The organism is Glutamicibacter sp. B1, from assembly GCF_039602135.1.
GTDB lineage: Bacteria > Actinomycetota > Actinomycetes > Actinomycetales > Micrococcaceae > Glutamicibacter > Glutamicibacter ectropisis.
On record NZ_CP125942.1, the window covers coordinates 1,698,511 to 1,711,389 of the forward strand.

Here is a 12,879-nt window from a genome sequence, read left to right on the forward strand (position 1 = left end):
GATGACCATCATGGCTCCACGTAACAACTTGGTCAATCGACTCTCTGCCGGCGGTGCACGTTTTAAGGCGTTGCCCCTGGGTTCAAAAATTGCTCTGGCCTTCCTGGTCATCATCGCGATCTTGGCAGCCTTCGCGCCATTGATTGCACCACATGATCCACTCGCCACGGGCATTCCAGCTCAAAAGCCCGGTGCCGAGCACTTCTTCGGCACCGACCGATTGGGTCGCGACATCTACTCGCGCCTACTCTACGGTGCTCAAGCCTCGCTGATCGTCGGCCTAGGATCCGTTGCCCTGGCCCTGGTCTTAGGCGGACTGCTCGGCGCACTGGCCGCAACCAGCGCCAAGTGGGCGAATGAAACCATCATGCGCATTATGGACATGGTGATGGCCTTCCCAGGTATCGCACTGGCCGCCGCGTTGCTGGCCTCGCTGGGGAACACTCTTCCGGTGATCATCTTGTCGATCGCCATTATCTACACCCCACAGATCGCCCGTGTGGTCCGCGCCAATGTGTTGGCTCAGTGGGGAGAAGACTATGTTCGTGCTGAACGTGTGATTGGTGCCGGACGCTTCTTCATCCTCATCACCCACGTGGTACGTAACTGCGCCGCACCGGTGCTGGTCTTCGCCACCGTGATGGTTGCCGACGCGATTATCCTTGAAGCTTCGCTGTCCTTCCTCGGCGCAGGCATCCAGGACCCAGCACCAAGCTGGGGCAACGTGATCTCCTATGGCCGCAACCTGGTCCTGAACGGTGCCTGGTGGGCTACCACCTTCGCTGGCCTGGTAATCCTGCTGACCGTGCTGGCCCTGAACATCCTGGCCGAAGGCATGACCGACGCCCTGGTGAACACCAAGGGTTCTGGCGCAAATCGTGGCGGTTCAGCAAATGCGGCCGCCAAGGCTAAGCCAAGCATGGATCCAGCCGATGCCCACCGACTGCGCGAAGAACTTGATCTGCTCTCCGTTGCCGAGACCAAGCGCAGCGACCGTCTGGTCCTGGATACCAGCAATGGTGAGCCGCGTACGATTCTTGAAGTCAAGAACCTCTCCATTCGCTTCCCGGAGCGTTACGGTCAAACCCCGATCGTGCAGAATGTTTCATTCTCGGTGCGTGAAGGTGAAACCATGGCACTGGTGGGCGAATCTGGTTGTGGCAAGTCCATTACCTCACTGGCCATCATGGGTCTGCTAGGTCCTAGTGCCAAGCTCTCGGGCTCGATCACCTTTGATGGTAAGGAACTGCTGCCAGCCACCGCAGATGGTGGCACGCTAGCCGGCGATGACAAGGTGTACAAGGGCCTGCGCGGTGAACAGATCGCCATGGTGTACCAAGATGCACTCTCCAGCCTGAACCCTTCCATGCTGGTCGGTGACCAGCTGCGACAGCTCACCCGCCGCGGCGGACGTAAGAGCCCCGAAGAACTGCTCACCCTGGTCAAGCTTGATGCCAAGCGCACCATGCGTTCCTACCCACACGAGCTTTCCGGTGGACAGCGTCAGCGCGTATTGATCGCCATGGCTCTTTCCCGTAGCCCCAAACTGGTGGTCTGTGATGAGCCGACCACAGCCTTGGACGTGACGGTGCAGAAGCAGGTAGTTGACCTACTCAACGAACTACGTGAACAACTGGGCTTCGCCATGGTCTTCGTATCGCATGACCTGGCGCTGGTCGCCTCACTGGCCCACCGCGTCACCGTCATGTACGCAGGACAGGTCGTGGAATCCGGACCAATTAGCCAGGTACTAGCTAATCCGCACCACGAATACACCCGGGGCCTACTCGGCGCGGTGCTCTCCATCGAGTCCCAGGCTCAGCGACTGCACCAGATCCCAGGCACCGTGCCAAGTCCCTATGACTTTGCCACCGGTGACCGATTTGCTGAGCGCTCACTGCGCGAGGACGCTGACCCACAGCAGCATTTGTCCTTCGTCCCAGTAGCACCTGGAAGTGAGCACCGTTGGGCTAGCCACCTAGAGCCGGCCGAGAACCACAACACCGCACAGGCAGGAGCAGCAAAATGAGCGAAGCACCAGTCATTGAACTGCGCGATATCCACGTCCACCACAAAATCCGTGGCGGAAAACTCTTCAGCCCACGGATCATCAAGGCCGTGAACGGCGTGAACTTTGAAGTTCACCGCGGTGAAACTGTGGGAATCGTGGGCGAATCCGGTTGTGGCAAGTCGACCCTGGCTTCGGTCTTAGTCGGTTTGCAAGAACCAACCAGCGGTCAGGTCTTGTTTAACGGCGCTACCGTGGGCAAACGTAATGCCTCAGCCCGCAAGGAATTTGGACGCTCTGTGGGTGTGGTCTTCCAGGATCCTGCCACCGCGCTGAACCCTCGCATGACCATCATGGATACCCTCACCGACCCACTGCGGGTGCACGGCATCGGCAATGACAAATCACGTCAGACTAAGGCCCTGGACCTCTTGAACGTGGTGGGTTTGCCGCCTTCGGCAGCCTCAGCACTACCTAGCCAGGTCTCCGGAGGTCAGCGTCAGCGTGTGGCCATCGCTCGCGCCCTGGCCTTGGAGCCAGACGTGATCGTCGCCGATGAACCGACCAGCGCCTTGGACGTGTCGGTGCGTGCTCAGGTGTTAAACCTGCTGACCGACCTGAAAACAGAACTGAACTTGGCCATGGTCTTCATTTCCCATGACATTCAAACCGTGCGCTACGTCTCAGACGTCATTTGCGTGATGAATGCCGGACAAATCGTGGAACGCGGCACCGCCGCCCAAGTTTTTGACGCACCGACCAACGACTACACCCGCACCCTGCTGGGCGCAGCTCCGGCCCTCCTAGAACACTAAAATTCACCGCCTGCAACTACAGGCACCAAACAAAGGACCCGATTTTCGTGACTAACCAGAATAACCCTAAGTACACCGGCGTCATCCCACCGGTGCTGACCCCACGCACCGCTGAGGGCACCATCGATACTGTTGGCTTGGACGCCATCGTTGAGCACCTGATCAACGGGGGAGTGAGTGGCCTGTTCGTGCTCGGTTCCTCGGGTGAAGTTCCTTACCTGACCACCGCGGAACGAGATGCAGTGCTCAGCCAGATCGTTGCCATCAATGCCGGTCGTGTGCCAGTACTGGTCGGTGCCTGCGAGCAGACCACCGCGCGTGTCATCGACGAGGGTGCACGACTGATCGGCCTGGGCGCTGACGCACTGGTAGTGACCACACCGTTCTACGCCATCTCTAATGGTCCAGAGATCGAAGCGCACTTCACCGCTATTCACGATGCACTGAAGGTTGATATCTTCGCCTACGACGTACCGGTACGTACCCACCACAAGCTTCCGGTGGACGTCGCAGTGCGCCTGGCCGAATCAGGTGCCATCGTTGGTGTGAAGGACTCTTCAGGTGATGACGTGTCCTTCCGTCAGCTGCTGCTGGCCACCAAGCACGTGCCGGGCTTCTCGGTCTTCACCGGCCACGAGGTAGTTGTTGACGGCGCGCTACTGGGCGGCGCCCATGGTGTGGTCCCAGGTCTGGGCAATGTTGATCCAGCCGGCTACCGTCGCCTCTTTGACTTGGCCCAGCAGGGCGAGTGGGCGCAGGCAGCAGCTGAACAGGATCGTTTGGCGCGAGTCTTTGACATCGTCCACACCCCAGATTCTTCGCGAGTCTCCCCAGGTGCAGCTGGCTTGGGTGCCTTCAAGACCGCACTGGTTGAGCTCGGGGTCATTGCCTCGAACACGATGAGTGCACCGATGGTGAGCCTCAACGAGGCCGAAGCCGCACAGATCCGTGAGATCCTCGCCGAAACTGGCCTGCTGGCTGTGGCAGCTAAGTAGGCTCAACGCTCGTGCAAGACAACTTACGAGGCACCGGCGAGGTGCTGGCTTTAGACATTGGCGGCACGAAGATCGCCGGTGCCCTCGTGCGCGCAGATGGCAGTATCCCGGCGCGGGCTCAACGGCCCACGCCGGCTACGGCTGGCTCAAAGGCCATGATTAACTCGATGCTTGAAGTCATCGCCGAGATTCTGGACAGCGGTACCTTCAGACCCGAAGGTCTGGGACTGGGATCTGCCGGGGTGATCGATCCGCGAACGGCGAAGGTATTATCGGCCACCGACACGATCTTGGGATGGGCAGGCACCGATCTCGCAGGACAGCTTGGCACCCGCACCGGGCTGGAAGTGCGCGCGGTGAATGATGTGCACGCCCACGGTTTGGGTGAAGCCCGCTTTGGTGCCGGAGTTGGCTCCAGCGACATGTTGCTGATTGCCGTGGGCACCGGCATCGGTGGAGCCTACCTGCATCATGGACAATTGGTTTCCGGGAGTCATCATGTGGCCGGGCACACCGGGCACATCGACTCGGTCTACGCCTTCGGACTTCCTTGCTCCTGCGGGCGCACCGCCCATGTGGAAGCCATCGGTTCGGGGCCGGCCATTTACTGGCATTACCAGCGGCTTGCTAACAACCCAACGGTGAAGAACACCCGCGAGGTGGCCCAACTGGCCCAAGCCGGAGACGAGCATGCGCACACCGCACTGAGTATCGGCGGCATGGCCGTAGGCTCTGCGGCCGCTTCCTTGGCGAATGTACTTGATCCGCAGACTCTGGTTCTGGCCGGAGGCATGGCAGAAGCCGGTCCCATCTGGTGGGAGGCGGTACATGCGGGCTTCGTTGCCAGTGCTATCGACGCGTTGGCGCAAACCCCATTACTGCCCGCAACATTAGGTACGGATGCAGCACTACTCGGGGCCGCTAGCCTGTTCTGGAACGAAGAATTTGAGGAGAACGTAAATGTTGCTTAACGCAGCTGAACTCGAAGCACTGCGTGGCGGGCTGATTGTATCGGCCCAGGCTTATCCGGGTGAGCCCATGCGTACCCCGCAAACGATGGCACAGGTGGCAGCCTCGGCAGAGATTGGTGGCGCAGTTGCTGTGCGAGTACAGGGCACAGCTGATATTCAGTTCACCCGCAGTGCCGTTCAGGTACCGGTGATCGGATTATTCAAGGATGGTCATGACGGCGTCTTTATCACCCCGACCATTCACCACGCATTGGCCGTCGCCCAGGCAGGGGCACATATCGTTGCTTTAGATGGAACTCGGCGTGCTCGTCCAGACGGAAAGACGCTGGCCGAAACCATCGAAGCGGTCCATGAACGCAGTGCTGCGCTGGTCATGGCAGACTGTGGATCTTTGGATGATGCGTTAGCTGCAGCCGAAGCTGGTGCCGACTTGATTGGGACGACTCTGGCTGGATATACCGGAGAACGCGAGAAGACCGACGGACCAGATATCCAATTGCTAGAGCAGATTGTCGCCAGCACTCTGGGGCTACCGTTGATTGCCGAAGGCAGGATTCATACCCCAGCCCAGGCTCGATCAGCATTGGATGCCGGAGCATTTGCCGTCGTGGTAGGCACCGCCATTACTCATCCGGCCAGCATTACCGGATGGTTTGATGCGGCCTTGCGGGCTTGAGTTTTCCTTAGGCAACTGTTCTGACCTAGGGTTAAAAGCTGTACCCCGCAATTCATGAGTATCGGAGCAAGCCAGTGGACACTTTCATCAAGGGACCTTCCAAGCGAGACGTCGCCGGAATGAAAGCTGCCTTTGGCGCTATCGAAGCGTCCGAAGTCATCTCGGTGTTGTATAAAACTGCACGGTTTGGAAACTTCTTGGTCACCGGAACCGCGCACACTACGGTTTTGGACGATGTCATGGTCGGTGGGCTTAATGCTGCGGCCGCTAAAAAGAAGGCCAAAGCCAGTGATGGTTCCGAAGTGATGCAACGTCAACCAGATAAGGATGTTAGGGCTTTCCCGGCTGAATTTGAAGGGGAATTTTCGCCGCAGGAAACTGAAGTTTCGCAGCTTTCGCATGGTGACCTGGTGGTGGCATCCTTCAGTCAAGAGCCTTACGGTGACTTCGTGATTACCGGTGTGGTGACCGAAGCTGAAAACGATCGTTCCTACCTGATGGTTGGTCCCTGGATCCTGCAGACCGGTGAGGGCCAGGCTCCACGCTTGCTCAATGTTCAACTGGTTGCAGGCCAGGGAACTCACGTTGCCCCAGTACCTACTCGTCGTGGCTTGGTCGAGGTGGACGGACTAGCCTAATAACCTACGTGGCGCAGGGCTTGGCCCAGAATCCGACCGGCCTCATCAAAGGCTCCAGGATTTGGTCCGGAGTAGTTCAACCGCAGGTATTTGCCTGATTCTTCGGCGGGGAACCAACTGGCTCCTGGTGCTATGGCGAGTTTGCGAGTTTCGCACTCTCGTTCTAAGCGAAGTAAGTCAATCCCATCGGGAAGCTGTACCCATAGGTTCAGTCCTCCCGGTGGGATTTGCTGTAAATGGGCCTCAGGAACATGCTGGGTGAGCGAATCGATCAGCAGATCTCTTCGGTTGTTCAACTGTTGGCGTAACGACTTGATGTGGGTCTTCCATCCGGGCTGCGAGACCACATCCAAGGCCACTGCTTGCAGTGGCCCGCTGACATACATGGATTGGGCTTGATGATCAGCCAAAATTCGTTCGCGCGCTGGCCCACGAGCAATAAGCCCTGCAACTCGTACCGCTGGGGAGAGGCTCTTGGTCAGCGAACGTAGGTACAGCACGTGGCCGTGATCTTCACGGGCAGCTAATGGTGATGAATCACTGCTGATGCCAAAATCTTTGGCCCAGTCATCTTCAATAAGGAACGCTCCACGAGCTTTCACGATCTTCAGGACGCGCTCGGATACCTCGGGGCTCCACTGCGCCCCGGTGGGGTTGGCAAAATTGGGATGCGCATAGAAGGCGCGTGCACCGGTACGTTCGAAGGCACGGTCTAGTTCCATGGTATCGGGACCTTGAGGGCCACCCGGGATGGGTACAAGGGTGACTCCAACTTGTGCTGCGGCCAGGATAGCGCCCCAGTAAGTTGGTGATTCAATGAGCATCGGCTGCCCTTCGCCCACCAGTGCGCGAAAGATTGATCCTAATCCGCTTTGGCTTCCTGGAAGGATGATCACATCTCTTGCACTGGGCGCGCTGAGCCCTGGAAGCATATGTTCGGCAAGCTCAGCGGCAAACCAAGTTTGAAGTGCCGGTAGCCCGGCTGCATCAGTGCGTTGCAGGACGGACTCACTTCGGGCCACCCGGCTAAAAGCCGACTTCACCAATCGTTCTGGCAATAATTCCCGGTCAGGATATCCCGAGTGCAGTGATATGAAGTCGTTGGGTAGAGTTCGTTGGCTGGGATGGATCTCGGGTAATTTTTGTCGGGGCGTACCCAAGGCGGCCGTTTGCCAACTGAAGTCTTGAGGGCGGGTGACGGGAACTTGGCGGACAAAAGTGCCGATGCCTGGACGGGACTCGATGAGTCCTTGCGCGATCAGTGATCGCAAGGCTTTTTGTACAGTGACCGGACTTAGCGCGTGTTCAGCGACCAGTTGACGAGTAGATGGCAGTTGAGTTCCTGCAGGAGCCCGGGAAATCCAGTTGCGAAGTATCAAAACTAGATTCTCACTGCTACTGTTAATCATGAAACTAGATAGTACCGCTACTCAATTGAAACACCAACCGCTACTGACCCCTAGAGCAGGATTGCTCTGGGGACTGCTCGGAGTGAGTGCCTTCTCCTTCACGGTTCCGTTCACTCGGGTTGCCGTAGCTCAGGGCGGCATGGATCCTGTATTCGTCGGTGCGGGACGGGCAGTCATTGCAGCGGTCTTCGCCGCACTCGCGTTGCTCATCACCAAACAACAACGTCCCAGCGCACGACAATGGCAGCGCCTAGCAGTAGTAGCTTCCGGAGTTGTTGCAGGGTTCCCTTTGTTGACTTCGTTCGCGCTCACAACCGTTCCAGCAAGCCACGGCGCGGTGGTGATCGCCATACTTCCTGCAGCGACAGCAGTCGCATCGGTAATTCGCACGAAGGAACGCACCCGGTTTTCATTTTGGTGTGCGGCCATTCTTGGGTCGCTGGTAGCAGTGGCATTTGCCGTGATCAGCGGCGGTGGATTCTCCGGAATTCATCTATCAGACCTACTGCTGGTCATTGCCGTGGTCGTGTGCGGAATTGGCTATGCCGAAGGTGGATTGCTTGCCCGCGAATTAGGGGCATGGCAAACAATTTCGTGGGCGTTGGTATTGGCTTTTCCGCTGATGCTCTTGTTGACGCTGATCAGCATTGGTCATCAACTCCCTAGTGGTACCCCGGCAGCCTGGGGTTCTTTTGTGTATTTGGGTGTTGTCAGTATGTTCTTAGGATTTGTCGCGTGGTACCGCGGACTTGCTATCGGTCCTATGGCTCTGGTCAGTCAAGTGCAGCTGGTGCAACCGGTGCTCAGCATTGGGTGGGCGGCACTTATATTGGGTGAAGATATCGGTTGGAGCACCGTAGCCGGGGGACTGGCTGTGATTATCTGCGCTTTGCTCGCCATACGTTCCAGAAACTCATCCCCACGCTTTGCTCCAGCAGAGATCAACACATCTTTGTCGAGTTAAACCCAACCATCGTACAGAATGAAAATACTCATTCCAGGAAGGATTATTGTGAAGAAATTTGTTGGCTTGAGCGCTTTTCCACTCACTCCTTTGTTTCAAGATCAGGTGGACGAGTCAGCGCTCATTGGGTTGGTGAAGCGTCTACGTTGTGCCGGCGTAGATTCGATTGCGGTGCTGGGTTCCACCGGTTCCTATATGTATTTGAACCGATCTGAAAGAGCGCGAGTCGCTCAACTGGCGGTAGAACACGCCGCTAATGTGCCGGTCATCGTTGGTGTTGGCGCGATGCGCACTTCCCAAGTCCTCGAACACATTGATGATGCAGTTGCAGCCGGCGCCAAAGGATTACTACTAGCTCCAGTTGGGTATCAAAAATTAGGTGACCAAGAGGTTTTGGATCTGTTTCGAGCCGCCACCGAACACAGTGATTTGCCGGTCATCGTCTATGACAACCCGGGAACAACGCACTTTACTTTCAGCAATGATTTGTACGCGCGGATTGCGCAAATACCGGGAATCGCGTCGATCAAAATTCCTGGAGTACCCGAGGACCCGATCAAAGCGAAGGAGCATGTAGATGCGATTCGCCGTATCCTGCCGCCACACGTGAGCATTGGTGTTTCAGGGGACTCTTCCGGAGCAGCGGGGCTGATCGCCGGCTGCGACGCGTGGTACACGGCGGTTGGTGGAACGATTCCTCAGCCCATGTTGGAGATCACCCGGGCAGCCCAATCCGGGGATGCTCTGCGTGCCGTAGAAATTTCGCAGTCGCTTGAACCGCTGTGGTCTTTATTTTCAAAGTTCGGCGGAAGCTTGCGGATCAGCGCTGCCATTGCTGAGTACTTTGAGTTAGTTGAAGCTAACTGTTTGCCCCTACCTGTCCAAGGTTTAAACTCCGAGCAGCGCGAAGAGCTGGTCAAGGTATTAGGTCAGCTCGGACTTGATGAAAAACTGGGGCATCAAGCGAATACTGGGAAATAACTCAAGCTTTTATCAATAGTCATAGAGACTAGTGGCAATCTGCCACACTCGTTGTTTAGGGTCATCTGCGCTATGCGCTGAGTCGAAACAAAAGGGTAAGGGTCATGGGACGGATCAAGCGGTTTGATCACATCGGAATTACCGTAGCGAATCTTGAAGAAGCCACCAGCTTCTTTGAGGCATTAGGCCTGTACGTTGAGGGGCGAGCCGATGGGATTGAAGGCGAGTTTCTGGAGACCGTCTGCGGTATCCCTGAGTCGCGGACAAACATCGTGATGCTCAAGGCCGAAGGCAGTGATGTCGGCATTGAACTTTCCAGCTTCGAAAAACCGGAACACGGACCGGGCCAGCCTGAAGCCATGGCCAATGAATTAGGTCTTCGCTCTTTAGCGTTTGAAGTTGATGATCTACGAGCCACCGTGGATGAGCTGGGAGAGAAAGGTTATGGCCTGATCGGGGGAATCGGTGAATACGAAGGAGTCTGGGCCATGGCCTATGTTCGAGGTCCCGAAGGACTCATCGTTGCGCTGGCTCAGCGTCTTTAGAACGTCGGAAAATTAGAAAATGACGATAAATGAGAAAGTGGTGTCCGATAACCCTCGAAGGTATCGGACACCACTTTCTATTGGTTAAGCTGAGGCCTTCTTCAAAGCCTTCTCGCTGATGGGGGCGTTGTCACTAGCACGTAGCTTGCGGAAGTACTCCATGGCTTCGTCCTGGCGTTCTGCCTCATTTCCACTGGAAATATCAGCCCGCAGGTGATCCTGGGTGTAACCGAAGGCATCTACAAGATCCTGCGCGTGTGGGCGCAAGCGAGCCAGCAACCGGTTGAGGTAACCAGGAAGCGTACGTGCTCGCTGCATCGACAGGTGACCATTGGCCAAGAACCAACCCAGATCATCTTCAATCAAGGACAGCGCGAAGACATCGCGCAACCAAGTCAGAACCTCGGCGGTTACTGGGTCCGAAACCTTCTCAAGGGCGGCCGTGAAGGCTTCCCAGCGCAGCAGCTGACCGTGATCGCGAGCCGCCGAGATGAGCAGTTCTTGGTTGTCGTTGAAGGCCTGCGCCGACTTGGCCGGATTCTTGCCAGCTGCACGAAGTGCGTTAGCTACTTCGGCCACCTTGGCGTTGATTCGATCAGTGAACAGTGCACGCTGATTCGCTGGATCCTTGAAGAAGTTGGCGCTCTTGCGCTCATCAGATACGTCAGCGAATGCCTGACCTACACTACGCAGACCGGAACGGTGCAAGGCAGTGTTACCAACCTGCTTGGCCGCGTACAGTGCCATCGCTCCGGTATCCAGCTTGCGGAATTCTGCAGCGTAATCGGTGAGCAGTCGCTTACCGACCAGCTGCAACAACACGTTGTTGTCGCCTTCGAAGGTGACGTAGATGTCGAGGTCCTGGTACAGCTGGGTGAATCGGTTCTTGGCAATGAATCCGGCGCCGCCGCAGGCTTCACGGCATTCCTGAAGCGTGTCCAGTGCATCCCAGGTGCTCAGAGGCTTCAAAGCTGCGGCAAGAGTTTCTAGGTCTTGGCGGTCATCGTCGCTGTCGGCACGTCCGGAGAAGACTGCATCAAATTTGTCGAGCAGTCCATCATGCGCGAAGGACGAGGCGTAGGTGCGTGCTAGGCGAGTAATCAAACGACGCTGGTGACGCTGGTAGTCCAACAAGGTGGTTTCCTCGGTATCCGAGGTGGAGTTGAACTGTCGGCGCTGGTTGCCGTAGGTTACCGCAATCTGCAGACCAATCTTTGCTGCGCTGGTTGATGCACCATCAAGGGAGACGCGTCCCTGTACCAGGGTGCCGAGCATCGTGAAGAAGCGACGGCCCGGTGAAGGGATGGGGGAGCTGTAGGTGCCGTCGGCCGCCACATCGCCGTAGCGGTTCAGCAGGTTGGTACGTGGTACGCGAACATTGTTGAAGTGCAAGCGGCCGTTGTCGATGCCGTTCAAGCCACCCTTAAGTCCGTCGTCTTCTCCGCCGACGCCGGGGAAGAAATCACCTGCCTCGTCGCGAATGGGGACATAGAAGCAGTGAACACCGTGGTTGACGCCCTTGGTGATCAATTGGGCGAAGACCGTGGCTGCCTTGCCATGCAATGCGGCGTTACCCAAGTATTCCTTCCACGCTGCCTTGAATGGAGTGTGGATGATGAACTCTTCGCTGTCCTCATCGTAGGTAGCGGTGGTTGCTACGGCTGCAACGTCCGAGCCGTGACCAATCTCGGTCATCGCGAAGGCGCCTGGGGTCTCCAAGCTCATGGCTGATGGCAACCACTTGGCGTGGTGTTCTTCAGTGCCCAGGTGCAGGATGGCACCGGCAAATAGGCCCCATTGAACGCCGGCCTTGATCTGTAGTGATGGGTCGGCTGCTACGAGCTCTTCAAAAGTCGCAATGGATCCACCGTGATCATCGTGTCCGCCAAATTTGGTGGGGAAAGCACGCTGTACGGCATCTTCTTCAACCAGAATGCCCAGCTGACTCAGGACTCGTGCACGCTGCTCATCCATACCCAGCAGTGGGTCGCGCTGAAGTTCAGGGCGGGCTGCGCGAGCGCGTGAGACTTTACGCAGCTCTGCGTAAGGGCCGAGCAGCTGTTCGGCCAGATCAGTGACGTTGATGCGGTTCTCGCTCATGACGTGCCTTTCATTGTTGATTGAGTCGGTAGTAGTGGCGTGGTGGTTTATGGGTTAGTTGTTTCGGAGATCGAAGCGATGCCGTAGGCTAACCAGTTGGTGATTTCCTGGGCCATCGTTTCGAGGCTCGGCTTTGAATCTGAGTCAGGTTGGCGTAGCCATTGCTCACCTGCGGCGCGGACCATGCCAAGGGCAGCACGTGGCCAAAAACCGAGTGCGGCTGCGGTGGCGTTCTGGTCGTAGAGCTTGAGCAAGCGAACACTGATCAACTCTGATGCTTCATCGAAAAAGTCGTTGAGGGCTCCCGCTGATTCGTCATCAGTCGAGCGTTGTGCGCCGGTCACAAAGTAGTAGAGGTTGGGGCTATTGGTAGCCAGCTCTAGATAGGCAGTAACCATGGCGTGCAAAGAATTTAGTTCTTGATCCTTTGCCAACGCGGCAGCGATGATGCGGTCACGGAAATCATTGATGACTTTGGCGCTCAGGGCTTGTCGCAGCCCTTCTTTGTCGCCGAAGTAGCGATAGTAGACAGGTTTTGATGTCTTCGCATGGCTGGCGATGTCTTCCATTGAAACCTGTGGCCCAAGCTTGTGGACCGCCTTGCGTGCCAACTTGAGCAGCTCTTCGTGACGGGCGGTGCGGTGCGCTTGCCAGCGCATTGCACGACCATCAGTTTCACCGTCTATAACTTCCGTGATCTTGTTCACGTTACTCACAGTATCATGTACTCTTGGTTACAGTAATAAGTGTCACAACAATCCATGTAGGAGTTTTTGA

At 56.9% G+C, this 12,879-nt stretch carries 12 protein-coding genes; 9 read left to right on the forward strand and 3 right to left on the reverse strand.

Annotated elements, in window-relative coordinates; all coding sequences use genetic code 11:
* Window position 1: 1 nt before the first annotated feature.
* The 6 genes from QMQ05_RS07845 to QMQ05_RS07870 all read left to right on the forward strand — a co-directional run bounded on the left by QMQ05_RS07845 (window position 2) and on the right by QMQ05_RS07870 (window position 6,103).
* The gene (locus tag QMQ05_RS07845) at window positions 2-2,029 is read left to right on the forward strand and encodes a dipeptide/oligopeptide/nickel ABC transporter permease/ATP-binding protein (RefSeq protein ID WP_345474421.1); all 2,028 of its coding nucleotides are present in this window, start codon (window positions 2-4) and stop codon (window positions 2,027-2,029) included.
* Window positions 2,026-2,823, forward strand: coding sequence for an ABC transporter ATP-binding protein (locus QMQ05_RS07850; RefSeq protein ID WP_345474423.1), 798 nt, complete (start codon window positions 2,026-2,028; stop codon window positions 2,821-2,823). The genes QMQ05_RS07845 and QMQ05_RS07850 overlap by 4 nt, the downstream gene beginning before the upstream one ends.
* A gap of 47 nt (window positions 2,824-2,870) precedes the next feature.
* On the forward strand, window positions 2,871-3,818 hold the full coding sequence (locus QMQ05_RS07855; RefSeq protein WP_345474425.1) for a dihydrodipicolinate synthase family protein: 948 nt from the start codon (window positions 2,871-2,873) through the stop codon (window positions 3,816-3,818).
* A gap of 11 nt (window positions 3,819-3,829) precedes the next feature.
* Entirely contained in the window at window positions 3,830-4,789 is a 960-nt protein-coding gene (locus tag QMQ05_RS07860; RefSeq protein WP_345474427.1) for an ROK family protein, read from the forward strand.
* The gene (locus tag QMQ05_RS07865) at window positions 4,779-5,465 is read left to right on the forward strand and encodes an N-acetylmannosamine-6-phosphate 2-epimerase (protein ID WP_345474429.1); all 687 of its coding nucleotides are present in this window, start codon (window positions 4,779-4,781) and stop codon (window positions 5,463-5,465) included. The genes QMQ05_RS07860 and QMQ05_RS07865 overlap by 11 nt, the downstream gene beginning before the upstream one ends.
* A 74-nt stretch (window positions 5,466-5,539) precedes the next feature.
* Entirely contained in the window at window positions 5,540-6,103 is a 564-nt protein-coding gene (locus QMQ05_RS07870; protein WP_345474431.1) for a hypothetical protein, read from the forward strand.
* On the opposite strand, the gene QMQ05_RS07875 is transcribed toward QMQ05_RS07870, so the two are convergent.
* On the reverse strand, window positions 6,100-7,512 hold the full coding sequence (locus QMQ05_RS07875) for a PLP-dependent aminotransferase family protein (RefSeq protein WP_345474432.1): 1,413 nt from the start codon (window positions 7,510-7,512) through the stop codon (window positions 6,100-6,102). The genes QMQ05_RS07870 and QMQ05_RS07875 overlap by 4 nt on opposite strands.
* Here QMQ05_RS07875 and QMQ05_RS07880 point away from each other — a divergent pair.
* The 3 genes from QMQ05_RS07880 (at window position 7,511) to QMQ05_RS07890 (ending at window position 10,002) form a co-directional block, all read left to right on the forward strand.
* Window positions 7,511-8,476: a DMT family transporter gene (locus QMQ05_RS07880; RefSeq protein WP_345474433.1), complete on the forward strand. Its 966-nt coding sequence runs from the start codon at window positions 7,511-7,513 to the stop codon at window positions 8,474-8,476. The genes QMQ05_RS07875 and QMQ05_RS07880 overlap by 2 nt on opposite strands.
* Window positions 8,477-8,494: 18 nt before the next feature.
* Window positions 8,495-9,457, forward strand: coding sequence for a dihydrodipicolinate synthase family protein (locus tag QMQ05_RS07885; RefSeq protein ID WP_345474435.1), 963 nt, complete (start codon window positions 8,495-8,497; stop codon window positions 9,455-9,457).
* 104 nt (window positions 9,458-9,561) lie between these two features.
* Complete coding sequence (locus QMQ05_RS07890; protein WP_345474437.1) at window positions 9,562-10,002, forward strand: VOC family protein; 441 nt, start codon at window positions 9,562-9,564, stop codon at window positions 10,000-10,002.
* An 84-nt stretch (window positions 10,003-10,086) separates the two neighbouring features.
* On the opposite strand, the gene QMQ05_RS07895 is transcribed toward QMQ05_RS07890, so the two are convergent.
* Together QMQ05_RS07895 and QMQ05_RS07900 are read right to left on the reverse strand one after the other, a co-directional pair.
* The gene (locus QMQ05_RS07895; RefSeq protein ID WP_345474439.1) at window positions 10,087-12,102 is read right to left on the reverse strand and encodes an acyl-CoA dehydrogenase family protein; all 2,016 of its coding nucleotides are present in this window, start codon (window positions 12,100-12,102) and stop codon (window positions 10,087-10,089) included.
* 47 nt (window positions 12,103-12,149) lie between these two features.
* Window positions 12,150-12,818 carry a TetR/AcrR family transcriptional regulator gene (locus tag QMQ05_RS07900; RefSeq protein WP_345474441.1) on the reverse strand — a complete coding sequence of 223 codons (669 nt, stop codon included), beginning with the start codon at window positions 12,816-12,818 and terminating at the stop codon, window positions 12,150-12,152.
* Window positions 12,819-12,879: the final 61 nt, after the last annotated feature.

What these genes read in the sequence shown, in the direction of transcription:
- QMQ05_RS07845 (WP_345474421.1), top strand. Translation starts at nt 2, where the DNA reads ATGACCATCATGGCTCCACGTAACAACTTGGTCAATCGACTCTCTGCC.
- QMQ05_RS07850 (WP_345474423.1), top strand. Translation starts at nt 2,026, where the DNA reads ATGAGCGAAGCACCAGTCATTGAACTGCGCGATATCCACGTCCACCAC.
- QMQ05_RS07865 (WP_345474429.1), top strand. Translation starts at nt 4,779, where the DNA reads ATGTTGCTTAACGCAGCTGAACTCGAAGCACTGCGTGGCGGGCTGATT.
- QMQ05_RS07880 (WP_345474433.1), top strand. Translation starts at nt 7,511, where the DNA reads ATGAAACTAGATAGTACCGCTACTCAATTGAAACACCAACCGCTACTG.
- QMQ05_RS07875 (WP_345474432.1), bottom strand. Translation starts at nt 7,512, where the DNA reads ATGATTAACAGTAGCAGTGAGAATCTAGTTTTGATACTTCGCAACTGG.
- QMQ05_RS07885 (WP_345474435.1), top strand. Translation starts at nt 8,495, where the DNA reads ATGAAAATACTCATTCCAGGAAGGATTATTGTGAAGAAATTTGTTGGC.
- QMQ05_RS07890 (WP_345474437.1), top strand. Translation starts at nt 9,562, where the DNA reads ATGGGACGGATCAAGCGGTTTGATCACATCGGAATTACCGTAGCGAAT.
- QMQ05_RS07895 (WP_345474439.1), bottom strand. Translation starts at nt 12,102, where the DNA reads ATGAGCGAGAACCGCATCAACGTCACTGATCTGGCCGAACAGCTGCTC.